General features: G+C 65.1%; 15 protein-coding genes. 9 read left to right on the top strand and 6 right to left on the bottom strand.

Annotation, left to right across the window (positions count from 1 at the left end; all coding sequences use genetic code 11):
* Window position 1 precedes the first annotated feature (1 nt).
* From hpaD to ACTU6U_RS00995, 4 genes are read right to left on the bottom strand one after another with little or no spacing between them, the layout of a single operon-like run.
* A complete protein-coding gene (hpaD, locus tag ACTU6U_RS01010) occupies window positions 2–1,168 on the bottom strand; it encodes a 3,4-dihydroxyphenylacetate 2,3-dioxygenase (protein ID WP_443467298.1) in 1,167 nt (388 codons plus the stop codon).
* 10 nt (window positions 1,169–1,178) lie between these two features.
* Entirely contained in the window at window positions 1,179–2,681 is a 1,503-nt protein-coding gene (hpaE, locus tag ACTU6U_RS01005; RefSeq protein ID WP_443467297.1) for a 5-carboxymethyl-2-hydroxymuconate semialdehyde dehydrogenase, read from the bottom strand.
* 13 nt (window positions 2,682–2,694) lie between these two features.
* Window positions 2,695–3,390 carry a GntR family transcriptional regulator gene (locus ACTU6U_RS01000; RefSeq protein ID WP_443467296.1) on the bottom strand — a complete coding sequence of 232 codons (696 nt, stop codon included), beginning with the start codon at window positions 3,388–3,390 and terminating at the stop codon, window positions 2,695–2,697.
* Entirely contained in the window at window positions 3,387–4,838 is a 1,452-nt protein-coding gene (locus ACTU6U_RS00995) for a fumarylacetoacetate hydrolase family protein (protein ID WP_443467295.1), read from the bottom strand. The genes ACTU6U_RS01000 and ACTU6U_RS00995 overlap by 4 nt, the downstream gene beginning before the upstream one ends.
* Window positions 4,839–4,965: 127 nt before the next feature.
* Between ACTU6U_RS00995 and ACTU6U_RS00990 the strand changes: the two genes are divergently transcribed.
* From ACTU6U_RS00990 to ACTU6U_RS00965, 6 genes are all read left to right on the top strand, one after another.
* Window positions 4,966–6,339 (top strand): MFS transporter, encoded by a 1,374-nt coding sequence (locus ACTU6U_RS00990; protein ID WP_443467294.1) that lies wholly within the window; start codon window positions 4,966–4,968, stop codon window positions 6,337–6,339.
* A gap of 3 nt (window positions 6,340–6,342) precedes the next feature.
* Window positions 6,343–8,211, top strand: a complete 1,869-nt coding sequence (locus ACTU6U_RS00985) for an FAD-dependent monooxygenase (RefSeq protein ID WP_443467293.1) — start codon at window positions 6,343–6,345, stop codon at window positions 8,209–8,211.
* Between the two features lie 85 nt (window positions 8,212–8,296).
* Window positions 8,297–9,253 (top strand): ABC transporter ATP-binding protein, encoded by a 957-nt coding sequence (locus ACTU6U_RS00980; RefSeq protein WP_443467292.1) that lies wholly within the window; start codon window positions 8,297–8,299, stop codon window positions 9,251–9,253.
* Window positions 9,254–9,255: 2 nt separating this feature from the next.
* Entirely contained in the window at window positions 9,256–10,017 is a 762-nt protein-coding gene (locus ACTU6U_RS00975) for an ABC transporter permease (RefSeq protein ID WP_443467291.1), read from the top strand.
* A gap of 9 nt (window positions 10,018–10,026) precedes the next feature.
* Window positions 10,027–11,127, top strand: coding sequence for a sensor histidine kinase (locus ACTU6U_RS00970; protein WP_443467290.1), 1,101 nt, complete (start codon window positions 10,027–10,029; stop codon window positions 11,125–11,127).
* A complete protein-coding gene (locus ACTU6U_RS00965; protein ID WP_443467289.1) occupies window positions 11,124–11,744 on the top strand; it encodes a response regulator in 621 nt (206 codons plus the stop codon). Before ACTU6U_RS00970 ends, ACTU6U_RS00965 begins: the two co-directional genes overlap by 4 nt.
* Window positions 11,745–11,770: 26 nt before the next feature.
* Here the strand turns inward: ACTU6U_RS00965 and ACTU6U_RS00960 are convergent, their stop codons facing one another.
* Entirely contained in the window at window positions 11,771–12,958 is a 1,188-nt protein-coding gene (locus ACTU6U_RS00960; protein WP_443467288.1) for a hypothetical protein, read from the bottom strand.
* Between the two features lie 85 nt (window positions 12,959–13,043).
* Here ACTU6U_RS00960 and ACTU6U_RS00955 point away from each other — a divergent pair, with 85 nt between their 5' ends.
* Together ACTU6U_RS00955 and ACTU6U_RS00950 are read left to right on the top strand one after the other, a co-directional pair.
* Window positions 13,044–13,421 (top strand): VOC family protein, encoded by a 378-nt coding sequence (locus ACTU6U_RS00955; RefSeq protein WP_443467894.1) that lies wholly within the window; start codon window positions 13,044–13,046, stop codon window positions 13,419–13,421.
* A 144-nt stretch (window positions 13,422–13,565) separates the two neighbouring features.
* On the top strand, window positions 13,566–15,299 hold the full coding sequence (locus ACTU6U_RS00950) for a Na+/H+ antiporter (RefSeq protein WP_443467287.1): 1,734 nt from the start codon (window positions 13,566–13,568) through the stop codon (window positions 15,297–15,299).
* Between the two features lie 11 nt (window positions 15,300–15,310).
* On the opposite strand, the gene ACTU6U_RS00945 is transcribed toward ACTU6U_RS00950, so the two are convergent.
* Window positions 15,311–16,963 (bottom strand): thiamine pyrophosphate-binding protein, encoded by a 1,653-nt coding sequence (locus tag ACTU6U_RS00945; RefSeq protein ID WP_443467286.1) that lies wholly within the window; start codon window positions 16,961–16,963, stop codon window positions 15,311–15,313.
* Between the two features lie 201 nt (window positions 16,964–17,164).
* Between ACTU6U_RS00945 and ACTU6U_RS00940 the strand changes: the two genes are divergently transcribed.
* Window positions 17,165–18,259, top strand: a complete 1,095-nt coding sequence (locus tag ACTU6U_RS00940; RefSeq protein ID WP_443467285.1) for a DUF998 domain-containing protein — start codon at window positions 17,165–17,167, stop codon at window positions 18,257–18,259.
* Window positions 18,260–18,284: the final 25 nt, after the last annotated feature.

The following is an 18,284-nucleotide window of genomic DNA, read 5'->3' as shown; positions in this document are numbered from 1 at the left end:
GTCACAACTGGTGTCCCAGTTTGTACTCGCCCTGCTTGTACTCGGGCATGGAGTCTTCGCCCTCGTCCTTGCGGGTGTACGAGAAGCCATCGGCGCCGATCGTGACCGCCATCTCGCTGGAGTCGGTACGTGCGATGACCGGCTGCGGGTTGCCGTCGAGGTCGAGCACGAGGGAAGCCTCGGTGTACCAGGAGGGTACGACGGGGGTGCCCCACCAGTCACGACGCTGGTTGTCATGCACATCCCAGGTGACGACCGGGTTGTCGGGGTCGCCCGTGTAGTAGTCCTGGGTGTAGATCTCGACGCGGTGCCCGTCAGGGTCGCGCAGGTACAGGTAGAACGCGTTGCTCACACCGTGACGGCCGGGGCCGCGCTCGATGGCATCCGAACGGCGCAGCGATCCGAGCTTGTCGCAGATCGCGAGGATGTTGTGCTTCTCGTGCGTGGCGAACGCGACGTGGTGCATCCGCGGGCCATCGCCGCCGGTAGCGGCGGTGTCGTGCACGGTGGGCTTGCGGCGCATCCAGGCGGCGTAGACGGTGCCTTCTTCGTCCTGGATATCCTCCGTGACGCGGAAGCCGAGGTCCTGGTAGTGGCGCACTGCGCGTGGCACGTCAGGGGTGACCTGGTTGAAGTGGTCCAGACGCACGAGCTCACCCGGAGTGTGCAGGTCGTACCGCCAGGAGAGGCGTTCGACGTGGGTGGTCTCGAAGAAGAACTCGTACGGGAAGCCGAGCGGGTCGACCACGCGCACCGAGTCGCCGATGCCCTTGACGAAGCCATCTGCATTGCGGCGGACGTCGCAGCCGAGTTCGGTGTAGAACTCGACGGCACGGTCGAGGTCCTCCGCTGAACGAACACGGTACGAGAACGCGGCAACGGCCGCGATCGGGCCCGTGCGCAGCACGAGGTTGTGGTGGATGAACTCCTCCGTCGAGCGCAGGTAGATCACCTCGTCGTCCTCTGCGGTCACGTGCAGGCCGAGGATGTCGACATAGAACTGGCGGGAGGCTGCGAGATCGGTGACCACGAGCTCCATGTACGCGCAGCGGAGGATGTCTGGCGGTGACGTCTTGGGGGTCGCGACCGGGTTATCTGTCTGGATGGGTGCCTCTGCGCTCACGTAGTAGCCCGAGGAGGTCAGGGTCATGTCTTCACGGTTCGTCATGTCAGCGTCCTTACTGCTTTCCGAAAACGGGGTTGTGGACCTCGCCGAGGTTGATGTGCACGGCCTGCTGGTCGGTGTAGAAGTCGATCGATCGGTATCCGCCTTCGTGGCCGAGGCCGGACGCCTTCACTCCGCCGAACGGGGTCCGGAGGTCCCGCACGTTGTTCGAGTTCAGCCAGACCATGCCTGCCTCGATATTTCCTGCGAAGTTGTGTGCGCGCCTGAGGTCATTCGTCCAGATATACGCAGCCAGGCCGTACCTGGTGTTGTTCGCCAGGGTGAGAGCCTCTTCGTCGTCATCGAACGGCGTGATCGCGACGACAGGTCCGAAGATCTCCTCCTGGAAGATCCGCGCATCGGGGGAGACATCGGCGAAAACGGTGGGGGCGACGAAGTTGCCGGTCTCGAACCCTTCCGGGCGCCCGCCGCCGGCGACGAGCTTCGCCTCGCCCTTGCCGATCTCGATGTAGCTCATGACCTTGTCGTAGTGCTCGGGGTGGACGAGAGCGCCGACCTCGGTGGTCGGGTCGTTCGGGAGTCCGACCTTCACGCGCCCTGCCTGTGTCGCGTAGCGCGTCACGAACTCCTCGTAGATGCTGCGCTGCACGAGAATGCGCGAACCCGCAGTGCAGCGCTCGCCGTTGAGGGAGAAGACGCCGAAGATGGTCGCGTCGATGGCCGTGTCCAGATCGGCATCTTCGAACACGACAGCGGGCGATTTACCGCCCAATTCCATCGACAGTCCCTTGAGGAACGGCGCGGCGTTGGCGAAGATCAGCTGTCCGGTGCGGCTTTCGCCGGTGAACGAGATGAGCGGAACGTCAGGGTGCTTCACCAGCGAGTCGCCGGCAAAGCCCTCTTCGCCGAAGCCGTTGACGAGGTTGAAGACTCCGGCGGGGAGGCCGGCCTCCTCGAAGATGCCAGCCCAGAGGGATGCCGACAGCGGGGTGAACTCGGCCGGCTTCAGCACGACCGTGTTGCCGGTCGCAAGCGCAGGGCCGAGCTTCCACGACTCGAGCATGAACGGGGTGTTCCACGGCGTGATGAGCCCTGCCACACCGATCGGCTTGCGGTTGACGTAGTTGATCTGGCGACCCGGCACCTTGAAGGTGTCATCGGCCTGCGCGACGATCAGGTCGGCGAAGAATCGGAAGTTCTCGGCGGCGCGACGAGCCTGACCCAGAGCCTGGGTGATCGGGAGGCCGGAGTCGAAGCTCTCGAGCTCTGCAAGGCGCTGATCGCGGGACTCGACGATGTCGGCGATCTTGTGCAGCACACGCGAGCGCTCGCGGGGCAGCATCTTGGGCCATGGACCCTCATCGAATGCGCGCTTGGCTGCGGCGACGGCGCGGTCGATATCGGCGACCTTGCCGGAAGCCGCCTTGATGTAGACCTCGTTGGTGACCGGGTCGATCACGTCGAAGGTGTCGCCGTCGAGCGAGTCGACGAACTCTCCGTCGATGTAGTGCTGGATGTGATCGGGAAGGTCTGCGGGGATGCGTGAGTCGGTCATGATTCCTCCGGTATCAATGGACGGGGGCGGCGACAGCATCGTCGCGCTGTTCTTGGGCAGCTGCACGGTCGTGCGAAATGTAGGCCTCGAGGGTGGCCGAGTGGTGTCTGCGTGCGGCGTCCTCGATCTCGGCGAACGGCGCCCCGGTCTCGATCAGCGCGATGATCTGCTCGTGCTCGCGGACCGATTCATGCGCACGGCCGGGAACGAAGCTGAAGGTCGAATCGCGCAGACGGTTCAGGCGCTGCATCTCGAGGGTGACGAGCTCACGCAGGCGCGGGTTGGGGCATGAGGCGATGAGGGCCTCGTGGAACTGCTGGTTCAACTGGGTGAACGCAGTCGGGTTGAAGTGACCGAGGGTCTCGGTCATTTTCTCGTTGATCGCGCGGGCGCGCTCGAGGTCTTCGGACTTGAGGTGCGGTGCCGACAGGGCAGTCGCACTGCCCTCGAGCACGCTGAGCGCCTCCATGCTGTGGCGGTACTGCGCATCATCGACCATGGCGACGCGTGCGCCGACGTTGTGCTCGAACTGCACGAGACCTTCGGCTTCGAGCTGGCGGATCGCCTCGCGTACGGGGACGACGCTCATGTCGAGCTCGCCGGCGATGCTGCCGAGCACGAGCCGATATCCGGGTGTGTAGCTCTGGCTCGCGATGCGCTCTTTGATCCACTGGTAGGCGCGCTGTGACTTGCTGGGGGGTTTGATCATGCACGGCTCGCTTCGTACTTCGCGCGCCATTCGGCGTTCATGGGGAACAGGCCATCGACCGGGTGCCCTGCCTCGACCTGCGTGGCGATCCAGGCGTCTTCGTCCTCCTGCGCGAGGGTCGCATCGACGATCTCTTCAGCGATGGACGGGGGAATCACGATCACGCCGTCACCATCACCGACGATCACGTCGCCGGGCTGAACAGCGGCTCCACCGCAGCCGATCGTGATGTCGAGCTCCCAGGGGACATGCTTGCGTCCGAGTACCGATGGGTGGGCGCCTTGCGAGAACACCGGTAGGCCGATGCGCGCGACCTCGTCGAAGTCGCGCACGCCGCCGTCGGTGACCACTCCAGCCGCGCCGCGCGCGGTGGCGCGAAGGGCGAGAATATCGCCGAGCGTTCCGGTCGTGGCCTCGCCTCGTGCCTCGATGACGATGACCTCGCCCTCGCCGACGGCGTCGAACAGGCGTTTTTGCGCGTTGTAGCCGCCGCCATGGCTTGCGAAGAGGTCTTGGCGAGCAGGAATGAAACGCAGCGTGCGCGCGGTGCCCACGATCTTCGTTCCAGGTATGTTGGCGGCGACGCCATCGATGAAGCACTGGTGGTGCCCGCGCTTGCGCAGCTGGGCGGAGAGCCCGGCGGTGGGGGCCTTCTCGAGCTTCGCCCGCAGCTCGGCAGAGAGGCCGCTCGGCGTGGCGGGGGTGAGATCCGCTTCCTCAGCAGATCCCCACGCCTCCGTGCGCTGCGTGTCATCGACAGCGGGAAGCGAGCCCAGCGTCTTGTCGAACGGAATCGAACCCTGCGTGACAGTGGTGACCAGCCGGCCCGAGGTGGGGGAGCCGGGTGCGTTCGGAGCATCCACTTCGACCTCGACGACATCGCCGGGGACGATCACCGATGAGCCCGCCGGGGTGCCGGCGAGGATCACGTCACCGGTCTCGAGCGTGAAATGCTGCGACAGATCTGCGACGAACTGCGCGAGAGGGAAGATGAGGCCGGCGGAGTTGTCGTCCTGACGGAGTTCACCGTTGACCCAGGTGCGCACTCGGATGTCGCCCGGATCGATCGACTGCGCGTCGATCAGGTCGGGACCCAGCGGCGTGTAGCCATCGCCGCCCTTCGAGCGGACGTTCGAGCCCTTGTCGTTCGCGCGCAGGTCGTAGAGGCCGAGGTCGTTGGCCGCGGTGACGGATGCGACATGCGACCACGCATCCTCGAGGCTCACGTGTCGGGCGGGGTCGCCGATGACGAGCGCGATCTCGCCCTCGAAGGCGAGCAGCTCGGTGCCGGCTGGGCGCTCGACAGTGCCACCAGATGCCGCGACCGAGCTTGCGGCCTTGAAGAAGTACGAGGGAGCAGCGGGCCGCCGGCCGCGCTGCTGCGCGCGAGAGGTGTAGCTGAGGTGGATCGCGATGATCTTGCCAGGACGACCGATCGAGTCCGTCACAGTGAGCGCCTCCTTGCGGTGTGTGCATCGCTCTTGTGCGATGTATTTGAAATCGTATATCATCTGATCACGAGGTTGCAAGGATGACTTCAGCCCCGAGACAACGACGTCCCCCCAAGGAGCATCAATGACTGATCAGCCCGGCTTCACGCCGACCGGCACCATCGCCAGTGCCGCAGATCGCCGCCGCGTCGTCTTCGCGACTGTCGTCGGCACCACCGTCGAGTGGTACGACTTCTTCATCTATGCCACCGCCGTCGGCCTCGTCTTCGGACAGCTGTTCTTCTCGGCGCTCGGAACCAACACCGTGATCCTCGGATTCGCCACGGTGGGCATCAGCTTCCTGTTCCGTCCACTCGGCGCGTTTCTGGCAGGACACTTCGGAGACCGGCTCGGCCGCAAGCGCGTGCTGATGTGGACGCTCATTCTGATGGGTGCGGCCACTGCGCTGATCGGTGTTCTGCCGACCGCTGAGGTCATCGGCATCGGTGCACCGATCATGCTCGTCTTCCTGCGCATTCTGCAGGGCATCTCTGCAGGCGGCGAGTGGGGCGGCGCGGTGCTCATGGCCGTCGAGCACGCTCCTAAGCACAAGCGCGGCATCTTCGGCGCCTCTCCGCAGATCGGCGTGCCGCTCGGCCTGCTGCTGGCCTCTGCCGTCATGGCGATCATGACCGTCATCGCACCTGGCGACCAATTCCTCGCCTGGGGATGGCGCATCCCCTTCCTGCTCAGCGTCGTGCTGATCCTGATCGGCTACTACGTGCGTCGCAACGTCGAAGAGAGCCCCGTGTTCGCCGAGCTCGCCGCACGCAAGGAGAAGGCGAAAATGCCGATCGTGCAGTTGTTCCGCAAGCACCTGCTCCTCGTGATCATCGCAGCCCTCGTCTTCGCCGGCAACAACGCGGTCGGGTACATGACCACCGGCGGGTACATCCAGGGCTACGCGACCAACCCCGAGGGCCCGATCGGCCTGGACCGCGGCGAGGTGCTGTGGGCGGTCACGGGCTCTGCGGTCACCTGGCTGCTGACGACTCTTCTCGCCGGATGGATCTCTGACAAGATCGGTCGCCGCAACGCCTACATCTCCGGGTGGATCTTCCAGCTGGTCGGTGTGTTCCTGCTCTTCCCGCTGGTGAACACCGGGAGCGTCGGGCTTCTGTTCCTTGGCCTTGCGATCCTCACGATCGGCCTCGGGTTCACGTACGGGCCGCAAGCCGCGCTGTACACAGAGCTGTTCCCAGCATCCATTCGGTTCTCGGGAGTTTCTATCTCGTACGCGATCGGTGCCATCGTCGGTGGCGCATTCGCTCCCACGATCGCCGCGGCCATCGTGGCTGCCACCGGCTCCACCGAGATGGTCACCTGGTACCTGGCGGGGATGACGCTGATCGGGTTGATCGCGACTCTGCTGCTGCGCGACCGAAGCGGGATTCCGCTGGGTCCTGACCATGAAGACGAACAATCAGTGAGTCCGATCTACGGAATGTCGAGGGCATAAGAAATGCAGTTCCACCACCACGGTTACGTCTCGAAGGACCCGCATGTCGTCGCGGCGGCGGGCACCGGCATCGATCGCCCGGCTGACCTTCCCGATGAGATGGACGTTCTGATCGTCGGATCTGGGCCCGCGGGGATGTTGCTGTCCGCACAGATGTCGCAATATCCGACGATCACCACGCGGATCATCGAACGCCGTGACGGCCGGCTTCCGCTCGGCCAGGCCGACGGCATTCAACCGCGCAGCGTGGAGACCTTCCAAGCGTTCGGGTTCGCCGAGCGGATCATCGCTGAGGCGTACAACATCGCGTACATGAACTTCTGGAGTCCCGACCCGGAGAACCCCGAGAACATCATCCGCACGACTCGCACTGAGGACTACGGATTCAAGATCAGCGAGTTCCCGCACCTCATCGTGAACCAGGCGCGCGTGCTCGACTACTTCGCCGAGGCTGCTGCCGACGGTCCTGGGCGCATTGTGCCGGACTTCGGCGTGGAGTTCCTCGGGCTCACCATCGGCGAGACCGGCGAGTACCCCGTTGAGGTGCGCGTGCGCTACGTCGCGGGGGAGCGCAACGGCGAGGAGCGCACGATCCGTGCGAAGTACGTCGTCGGCTGCGACGGGGCTCGCAGTGGCGTGCGCGAGGCGATCGGTCGCCAGCACATCGGTGAGTTCTCGGCGCACGCCTGGGGCGTCATGGACATCCTGGCGAACACGGACTTCCCGGACTGGCGCACCAAGGCCGCCATCAACGCGGCGGCGGGGAACATCCTGCATATTCCGCGCGAGGGCGGCTACCTCAGTCGTGTCTACGTCGATCTGGGCGAGGTCGCCGCAGACGACAACCATCGCGTGCGCCAGACGCCGATCGAAGCGATCATCAGGAAGGCGAACGAGATCCTGCATCCGTACACCCTGGACGTGAAAGAGATCGCTTGGTCGAGTGTCTACGAAGTCGGACACCGCGTCACGGATGGATTCGATGACGTGGCTGGAACTTCTGACCGCGCACCGCGCGTCTTCCTCACCGGAGATGCCTGCCACACCCACAGCGCCAAGGCCGGCCAGGGCATGAACGTCTCGATGCAGGACGGCTTCAACCTCGGTTGGAAGCTGGGCTCCGTGCTCACCGGAATCTCGCCGGAGAGCCTGCTGCGCACTTTCTCCGCAGAGCGGCAGCCGGTCGCGCAGCAGCTCATCGACTTCGACCGGGAATGGTCGACCCTCATGGCGCGCAAGCCCGAGGAGATCTCCGACCCGCAGGAGCTGTCGAACTACTACCTCGCGACCGCAGAGTTCCCCTCTGGATTCATGACGCACTACGAGCCCTCGGCGATCACGGGCGGCTCTGAGCACCAGGATCTCGCCGTGGGCTTCCCGCTCGGGAGGCGCTTCAAGTCGGTCGAGGTGGTGCGGGTCTGCGATGGCAACGTCGCGCACCTCGGGCACCACGCGAAGGCCGACGGGCGCTGGCGCGTGTACGCGTTCTCGGACGCCTCGCACGAACAGCTGGAGAAGTGGGCGGCAGATGCCGCGCCCATTCTCGCCGGATTCACGCCGGCGGATGCTGACGCGGATGCTGTCTTCGATGTGAAGGTGATCTACCAGGAGAAGTACGAGGACATCGAGATCCTGTCAGCGCCGGAGCTGTTCCTGCCGAAGTCCGGTCCGCTGGGACTGACGGACTGGGAGAAGGTCTATACCGCAGCTCCCAACGCGTGGACGGACGCGGACATCTTCGCTGAGCGCGAGCTGAGCCGAGACGGCGTGGTCGTCGTCGTGCGCCCGGATCAGTACGTCGCCGCGGTGCTGCCGCTGGATGCGGCGGACGAGCTCACGTCGTTCCTGGACGGCGTCTTCCTGCGAGCCTGACCCCGACCACGGCATGACACGTGTCATGCCGACGAGGTGACAGCGGCCTCCGGAACCTGTGCAGCGGCTGCGCCAAGCTGGATGCATGAGCACTTCACAGGCAACTCTGACTCCGAGGACACCCGCAGTCGCGGCAGCCGACACAGCCATCGCGATCGAGAACCTGCAGAAGCGGTTCGGCGTGGGCGAGCGTGCGGTGAAGGCCGTCGACGGCGTGAGCCTCAGCATCCGCCGTGGCGAGATCGTCGCTCTTCTCGGGCCCAATGGTGCCGGCAAGACGAGCACTCTCGACATGCTGCTTGGCCTCGCAGAGCCGAGCAGCGGGAGTGTGACGATCTTCGGAGAGAAGCCGGGCAAGGCAGCCAAGTCCGGCGTGATCGCCGGCGTGCTGCAGACCGGCGGACTGCTGTCGGACCTCACTGTTCGCGAGACCGTCGAGGTGATCGCATCACTGCACGGCTCCGACGCTCTCTCACGTGTTCCGGACGTGCTCGCGCGCACCGATCTGACCGAGATCGCACGCCGTCGCGTCGCCAAGTGCTCCGGTGGTGAGCAGCAGCGGGTGAAGTTCGCGTTGGCGCTGGTCGCCGACCCCGACATCCTCGTGCTCGACGAACCGACCGCGGGAATGGACGTCAACGCCCGCCGGCACTTCTGGGACGTCATGCGCGCCGATGCGGATGCAGGCCGCACGATTCTCTTCGCCACGCACTACCTCGAAGAGGCCGAGCAGTTCGCTCGCCGCACGGTCGTCATGCGCCGGGGCGCGATCGTCGCCGATGCGCCCACCGCGCAGTTGCGCGCGAACCTCGGCGGACGCACCCTCGCAGCAAACCTTCCCGCCGAAGGTGCGGATGCTCTGGTGCGCGAACTGCAAGCGACAGACGGCATCGTCGACGTGCGCGTCGACGGTGATCGAGTCAGCTTGCGGGCGACAGATTCGGATGCCGCGGCATCCGCTCTTCTGAACGCCGGGGCACACGATCTGGAGATCGCAGCGCCCACCCTCGAAACCGCTTTCACCGCCCTCACGGAGGACTGATCATGGCCATGTCGATCTCACCCACAATGTTGCGCGTCGAAGCGATGCGTCAGGTCAGAAACCCGTACACGCTCGCGTTCACGCTCGGGATGCCGGTGGCGATGTATCTGCTCTTCGGAGCGAGCATGGGCTACGGCGACATCACCGCAGGACACGGCAACGTCAAGTTCTACGTGATGGTGTCGATGGCGGCCTACGGCTGCGCGGTCGCGATGAGTTCGCTGTCCTCGTTGGCAGCGACGGAATCCAAGCAGGGCTGGGGGCGTCAGCTCGCCATGACTCCGCTTGGAACGACCGGATACGCGGTGACCAAGCTCCTCACCTCGCTCGCTTTCGCGGCTCTCGCGGTGCTGCTGGTCTTCGCCGTCGGATTCGCCACCGGTGCGGAGGCATCCGATGCCTGGCGATGGTGGGCGTCTGCCGGGATCATGCTGAGCCTCGGCCTGGTCTACGGCTTGTACGGGCTCGGTGTGGGGCTGTTCTTCAACTCCGATACGGCTGCGGCGCTGGCATCGATCTCGATGACCTTCTTCGCTTTCTTCGGCAACGTGTTCATGCCGCTTGATGGCGTCATGCTCGACATTGCGCGGTTCACCCCTCTCTACGGCTACGTCGCACTGAGCCGCTGGCCGCTCACGGACGGAACCCTTACTACCGGACAGGTCGATCCGCTGTGGATGGTCGTGCTGAACATCGTGGTGTGGCTCGCGCTGTTCACCGCCCTCGTGATGGCAGGCATCAAGCGCTCGTACTCGCGCCGATAGGGTCGAGACATGACGGATGGAACCACCCGCCGAGGCCAGCGCTCGCCGTGGGAGCGCTACGGCTGGCTGATGGCTGTGATCTGGCTGGTGTTCCTCGTCTACCCGGTCATCGCCCTCGTGAACTCTCCGGCGGCGCGCGGCTGGGTCATCACCGGTTGGATCGCACTGGCAGCCTTCGTGGTGATCTATGTCGCGGGGTTCATCAACGGCATGAGCGGCAGCGGAGGCGGGCTCATGAGTCCGCCCAAGCCCATTCAGTGGTGCGCGTTCGCTGCGCTGATCGTCTGCGGCGTGTTGACGATCCCGAGTGTGGGCGGCAACGCGCTGAGCTTCATTCCTTTCATCATGTCGTTCGCGTCATACGGACTCACCAGGCCCGCGCATTGGATCACTCTCGCTTCGGGAGTGGTCATCACGGCAGCGACGGTGTTCCTGTTGCCCGGGTGGCTCACCTACCTCGCGATCCTCGCGATCGTGCTCATGCTGGGGGTGGTCAATACGGTGTCCACGACCTTGATCATTCGGTCATCGGAAGCCGACACTCTGGATCGCGAGCTCACCACGAGCGAGGCGCGAGAAGCGGTCGCTCGTGATGTGCACGATCTCGTCGGGCACTCGCTGACCGTCGTGAAGCTGAAGGCGCAGCTGGTGCGCAAGCTCATCGACAGCGACCCTGGGCGCGCGAAGGCAGAGCTCGCGGACATCGAGTCCCTCACCGCCGAGGCGATCGCCGGGGTGCGCGCTACGGTCGCGGGGGTCCGCAGTGCGGCGCTCGGCAGCCAGCTCGAGTCCTGTCGTGATGCGCTGAGGTCGGCCGACGTGGTGCTGCATGTGGAGGGGGATCCCGCAGTGCTCTCCCCGGTGCAGTCGCTGACGGCGAGCTGGATTCTGCGTGAGGCGACGACCAACGTTCTGCGGCACGCGGATGCGAAGAGCGTCACTGTGCGCATCGCGCCGGGGAAATTCGCGGTGATCGACGATGGGCGCGGAAACAGCGGCAACGAGGGCAACGGTGTGCGCGGGATGCGCGAGCGCGCTACGACCAGCGGAGCAATGTTTCGTGTTGCACCGGCCGACGACCAGGGAACGAAAGTGGAGGTGACCTGGTGACAGATTCAGAGCAGATCACGATCGTGGTCGCCGATGACCAGGCGATGCTGCGCGGTGCGCTTGCAGCCCTGCTGGAGCTCGAGTCCGATCTCCGCGTCGTGGGCATTGCCTCCGATGGTGAAGAAGCCGTTCGTGTCGTCTCCGAGACGAATCCCGACGTCTGCCTGATGGATATTCAGATGCCGGGGATGGATGGCATCGTCGCTACGCGCGCCGTGCGCGATGCGAGCCCCGATACCCGGGTGCTGATCGTCACGACGTTCGCGCGCCCCGGCTATCTGCGGTCCGCTCTGGAGGCTGGTGCGAGCGGATTCGTCGTGAAGGATGCTCCGGTGGAGCAGCTCGTCGACGCTGTGCGCCGGGTGCACGCAGGGTTGCGCGTCGTCGATCCGGCGCTGGCCGAAGCCAGCCTGTTCGAGGGCGCGAACCCCCTCAGCGAACGCGAGCAGCAGGTGCTGCGACTGGCAGCTGACGGACGCAGCGCCGCGGCGATCGCATCCGAAGTGTTCCTCTCACCGGGTACGGTGCGCAACAACCTGTCCGCGGCGATCGGCAAGGTCGGCGCTTCGAACCGCGCCCAGGCGGTGCGGATCGCGCAGGACAAGGGCTGGATCTGACGACAGCTCGCGGAAGAGCCCGCAGCTCAGGGCTTCGCCGCTGACTGCTTCATCTGCGCGAGCCAGGTGTGGTTGGCGATCGCCGCGCTCACCTCGGCAGCGTACTTCTGTCGGCCGCCCGGTCGGCGGTAGAGGTCCCTCGAGTAGAAGGGAGACGTCTCTTCATAAGGACCGCTTCTTTCGATACGCCTGGCGAGCTCGGTGATGTAGCCGTGACCGCGTTCGCGATACTGCTGCTGCTCTGACTCATCCAAAAGGATCAGAGCACTGTCGTCGACCATCGTGTTGATCGCGTACCTGACGTCGAGATACAGCCCGTCGGGTCGCTCGACGAGGAACCAGGATGCCGGTTCATGATCGACGTATCGCATTGCGTCGCGGGCCGCAGCGATTCGGGCATCGTCAGCCCATCGCTCGATAGGAGGAATCGCCTCGAGCGGACGTCGCATCGCGGCATCGACGGGATAGTGGCCGAAGGTCGGGGCAGAATCGCGGTGAAGCGTGATGCATGCGACCCGGTGGCATGCGGTGCAGGTGGCCTGACTCTCAACCAGCGCCATCAACGCCGAGACATGCAAAGGTCGAAGATCGGCGAGGGGCACGCATCTGCCTTTTTCTTTGAGGCTCCCGGCGTCGACGGCCGCGATGAGAGCGTCGACCGTTTCATCCACGTCGAAGGATCCGTCGGACGTTCGGCGAATCAGATCGCGGCACACCGAGCAGTCTTCGTCTGCCGGGCGACAATCGGCTTTCGGATCATCAACGATGAAGAGCACGCGCCGCAGATCGCCGGCTGCAGAGCCGCCGTACTTCTTGAACTCAGGGAGCACGAACCCGGAATCGAGTGTGAAACAGCGGTCACCGTCGGCGAAGTGCCATGACGAGCCGAAGACGGTCTTGAAATCGTGGAACGTCGCGTCGTTGTCGACACCATCGATCCATTCCGCCACGTCGAGCCCACGTGGAGCGAACGGTGTTGCGGTCACATGCAGGATCACGGCGATGACGGCATCGTCGTGAAGCACGATCTCCCCGCCGGACTCGAAACACAAGTGCCGCGAGAACACCTGTGGTTCACCGAAGCGGTACTCATGAACCTCGACGGGTTCGCCTCCGAACGCATCGACCAGCTGACTCACCCGTGCGTCGTTCTGTCCGAGACACAGAGAGTCGAGGATCATCTGCATTCGATCGGCCGCTCGCTGCGATGTCATCTGATCAGTATCCAGGACGAATGTCCGTGGTCGCGCGTAGCGTGGTGGATGGCCGGGCGCCGATGCCCGCCAGGAGGAGCAGATGATGGACTGGAAGATCGAACTCATCTTCGTGCCGGTGACCGACGTCGATCGCTCGAAGGACTTCTACGTGAAGATCGGTTTCAACGCCGATCACGATCACACCCCGGCTGAGGGGCTGCGGTTCGTGCAGATGACGCCTCCCGGATCAGCATGCTCGATCGCGTTCGGCACGAACCTCGGGACCAGCCTCGAGCCCGGGCAGCAGAACACGATCCAGGTCGTCGTTGCCGATGCAGATGCCGCCCTCGCGCAGTTGCGCGACGTCGGCGTCGAGGCTGACGGTGTTGATGAGCAGGCATGGGGGAGGTTCGTGACGTTCGACGATCCCGATGGCAACACGTGGACGCTGCAGCAGCTGCCCGACTACAGCGCAGCCTGACGGCAGCGCCTCGTGAGCACAGTGCCTCGTGAGCACAGTGATGGGGCTTTTATGATGCACCGTCAAGGAATACCTTTTCCTTGACGGGCGCTGTGCTTCTTCGCACGTTGCGTGTCCGCCCGCGACGGCAGAAGGGCGATGCGCATGGAAGGTCTCGAGATCACGGTCCTGCTGGGGCTGACGATTCTGGTGGGAACGCTGCTCGCGCCGCGTCTTCGCCTGGCGCTGCCACTCGTGCTCGTCGTGTTCGGCCTGCTTCTGGGGTTCGTCCCGCCGCTGCGCGAGGTGCAGCTGCCGCCGGAGACGGTGCTGCTGCTGTTCCTTCCGGTGATGCTGTTCTGGGAGAGCCTGACGACCTCGTTGCGGTCGATCAGGCGTGACTTCCGATACATCCTGCCGATGAGCACTCTGCTCGTGGTCGCCTCCGCATTCGCGGTAGCGGGAGTGGCGGTGATGTTCGGAATGCCATGGGAGATCGCACTCATCCTGGGTGCCGCGGTCGCGCCGCCGGATGCGACGGCTGTCGCAGCTCTTGGCAGACTGCTGCCTCGGCGCGCTTTCATGAAGTTGAAGGCGGAGAGCCTCACGAATGACGGCACCGCGCTGGTGCTGTACGCGATCGCCGTGTCTATCGCCGTCGGTGGCCAGGTGACTCCACTGATCGTCACCTGGACGGTGCTTGTGTCGTACCTCGGCGGGATCGCAGTCGGAATCGCGGTCGCCGCTGCAGCCTGGCTGCTGCTGCGTCGAGTGCACACGACGATCGCGACCAATGTGACGATGCTGCTGGTTCCGTTCACCGCGTTCATGATCGCTGAGATGATTCATGCATCGGGTGTTCTCGCCGTCGTCGTCGCCGGACTCATCGCGGCGTATCTCAGCCCGCGAGTCACCACCGCTGCTTCCCGGCGACAGGCAGAAGCGGTCTGGCCGTTCGGGGTCTTCCTGCTCAACGGGGCGCTCTTCGTGCTGATCGGGCTGGAGGTGCAATGGGTCGTGCACCAGACCTCGCTGCGAATGATCGGCTGGTTGACCATTGCCACCGTCGCCGTATGGGTGGCGCTTCTGGTCGTGCGTTTCCTGTTCCAGATGCTCGCGGTGCCGTTCCAGCGCATGGGGGGAGGGGCGGTGCACCCGCTCGGCCTGCGCACGCGGATGCAGATCGTGAGCACCGTGGCAGGGATGAGGGGTGCGGTCTCACTCGCGATCGCGCTTTCGGTTCCGCTCGCAACCGAGAGCGGCGCCCGACTCGACGGCCGCGACGACATCATCTTCGTCACCGCAGGAGTGATCCTGCTCAGTCTTCTCGTGCAGGGCCCTCTTCTGCCGATAGTGGCCCGCTGGGCGCGGTATCCGGTCGATCACGCCGAGGACGAAGAGTCCGAACTCGCTGAGCGTGCGATCTCGGGCTCGGCGATGGCGGCGCTGGACGCGCTCGCCGCTGAGCACGGGATCAGCGAAGAGGTGCGAGATCGAGTGCGACGCGACGGCTACGAGATGCTCGAGCTCGCGAATGCCAGGGCGATGGCGAGGGAGCGTGCCCTGGTCAATGCCGAGGTGGGGGCGATGGAAGAGATGCTGGACGAACCGGATCCGCTGGCCGATGGCTCGGTGGAGCTGAGCAGTGCTCCCGTCGCGGCATCCGGGAGAGTTCTGCAGATGGTCGCCACCTCGTCGGATGTCGACCTCGAGCAGCGCTCGCCGCTGCTGAAGAACGACGAGCTGTCGCGGCTGAAGCTCGCGATGCTCGAGCACAAGCGCGAGGTGCTTCGTCGCCTCCGCCGTGCGGGAACCGTAGACGATCTCATCGTGCATCAGATCTCTGCGCGACTCGATCTCGACCAGATCCGATTGGAGGGCATCGAACGGTTCGAGTGAGAGACGGCTCGTCAGGAGTTCACGCGGATGACCTCTTGCTGGTACGGCGCGATGACCGTGGGGGAGATGCGCAGGTCGAGCAGCAGGAATGGGCGCTCGGCCGCCGGCTGCGCAACCCAGCTCGCAAGACGATCGAGATCATCGAGAGTGCGTACGGCGACCCCCTCGGCGCCGACTGCGGCAGCGAATGCCGCGAAATCGACCTCGGGAATCAGCATCGGCTCCTCGGCGAGACCCTTTCGTCCATACAGGTGAACCTCGGCGCCGTACGCGGCATCGTTCCACACCACCGCGCAGCCACGTCCACCCGCTGCGCGCACGGCTGACTCCAGATCGGCGATCGCCATCAGGCCGCCGCCGTCTCCGGTGGTCAGGACGATGGTCGATTCAGGCCGCGCGCGCGCTGCGCCGACGACACTCGGCCATCCCTGGCCGATCGCCTGGAAAGCGGTGCCGACCATCATCATGCGATCGGGGGCCGCGACGGGCCAGTACATGTTGGCCCAGCCGATGAAGTGTCCGCCGTCCGAGACGACGATGCGGTCCTCGGGCAGAAGTTCGGCGATGCGACGGGCAGCCGAGCGGGGGTCGATGCGGCCGTCCTGGGCGAGTTCATCGCCGGCGTCATACGCGCGCGCCGCCGCCACATCGACTGTCTCCCGCCACGGCAGCCCGGAGAAGCTCGTACGACTGAGCCGGGCGACGAGGGCCTCCGCGACCACTCGGGCATCGCCTCGAACGAAGCCGCCCACGTGGGCGTGCGTTGCGGCCGGTGCGACATCCACTTGGAACACCCGGGTTCCCGGGGCGAACAGCTCGCCGAAGCGCATCGTGAACTGATTCAGCGAGGCACCGAAGACGACCACGACGTCGGCATCGTGAACCAGCGACATCGCTCCGTCTGCCCCGAATCCGCCGGTGACGCCCAGATCGAATTCTGCAGCGGGGAACACGCCTCGCCCGAGAGCGGTGGATGCTGTCAGCGCACCGGTCGCGTCAGCCAGAGCCCCCAGTGCCTCGCCTGCTCCGGAGAGCCACGCGCCGCGTCCCGCGAGCAGGAACGGCCGCTTCGCATCGCGCAGCGCAGCAGCGATCTCATCCAGCATCCCTTCGGCGAACTCGCCTTCTGGTTCAGGGGCGGAAGGCACGCGGGGGGAAGGAACGTCAGGGACCGGCCCTGCTTCTCGTGAGGCGACGTCGTAGGGAATCGCGAGCACGACCGGCACGCGGTAGGTGAGTGCGTGCTCGATGGCGATGACGGTTGTCGCCGCGGCATCCGCATGTCCGACGGTGTAAGTGCGGGCGCCGACGGCCGAAGCCAGTGCGATCTGATCCACATCCCATGGGCGAGGGCCAGAGGTCGGCTCATCGCCGACGACGAGAACGAGCGGAACGCGCGCCTGCACCGCCTCCGCGAGGGCCGTCAGCGTGTTCGTGAAGCCTGCACCGTAGGTCGCCGTCCCCGCAGCGACACGGCCGGAGGCGCGATAGTGGGCATCGGCCGCGACGACCGCGCCCTGCTCATGACGCACCGCGGTGAATCCCGCCGTGGTCTCGCGTTCCAAGGCATCGAGAAAGTAGGCGTTGCCGTTGCCCATCACGCCGAAGACGGCATCGATGTGTTGAGCGAGGGTGAGAGCGACGTGTGCGGAAACCGAGGGCATGGCAAGCCTTTCGAGACGGTATCGGTGAAGGATTCCGTATGTGTCTCGCGCATCGCATCGCTGCGACGTCGGCGTCGTGCCCTTTTTTCGAGCACCGGCTCGGCCGGACGACTCGATTCTACTGTCGTTCGCCAAACCACTGCTGAGCATGCGGCCCCCACTACGCTGGGAAGTACCTTGACTCACCGGGACGGCCTGACTATGACAACCTCAACCTCATCACTCCTGCAGCGGGTGCAGCACGCTTCGCGCAGGGGCGTGATCACTCTCGAGAGTGCGGCTCTGCTCGTCGGCGCGGTGTTCTTCGCGCTCGGTTTCCTCATCGCGATCATCATCTTCTGGGGGCGCGAACTCGCCATCACGGGAGAGGGCTCGATCGGTACGTACGCCGCAATCGGCGGGGCAGTGGTCGCGGTTCTGTCCGTGCTGCTGGGCAGATACGTCGTGGCGCGCGAGATCGGCATGAAGACCCGTGCGGACGGGCTGAAGATGCACGATGATCGCCTGCGCTGGTACGACATCGCAGCGATCGCGCTCGCCTACGCATCGACAGCATTCCTGGGGTGGTGGGGCGTCGCGTCGCTGCTCGAGCTCAGCTTCACAGGCGCTCCGGTCTTCGACTTTCCCGGAGCGATCCTGGTCGCCGTCGCTTTTGCGCTGACCGCGTACATCTGCTTCCTGAGCTCGGCATCGCTGACGCCGATGACACTCTCGCTCGTGCTGGCGATCTTCCTGGTCGTGGGCGCGTTCGCCAGCATGCTCACGGCCACTGATGCGCACTGGTGGCAGGACAACCTCTCCGCACTGGGCATGGCCAGCAATGCCTCGTCGTGGGTCTTCAACGGAACCGTGATCGTCGCCGGCGTCATCGTGACGATCATCGCGCGCTATGCGACCTCGGAGCTGCCCGTCGATGACCAGAAGGCCATCCGCCGGCGCCACGTCGTGCGCATCGGTCTCATCCTCATGGGCATCTTCCTCACGTGCGTGGGGATCTTCCCGGTCGACAAGTTCTTCCTCGTGCACAACACCGTGGCCACCGGCATGGTGGTGTCGTTCGGCCTCGTGGTCCTCGCGCTGCCGTGGCTGGTGCCGTCGGTCTCTAAGGTGTTCGTCGCACTCGGATACATCTATGTTGCGGTGATCGTGCTCGTGGTGATCTTCTTCGCGACGGGCTACTACAACCTCACCGCCGTCGAGCTGATCGCCGCGATCCTCATCTTCAGCTGGATCATCGTGTTCCTGCGGGCGACCGCAGAAACCGCGTCAGCAGACGAAGAGGTCGTACGGCTCTGACGAGGTCGGCCCTCGGCGAGGGTGC

Origin of the sequence: Microbacterium zouquanmingi (assembly GCF_052266695.1) — a bacterium.
Lineage (GTDB): Bacteria > Actinomycetota > Actinomycetes > Actinomycetales > Microbacteriaceae > Microbacterium.
This window is presented reverse-complemented; position numbering and strand designations above follow the sequence as displayed.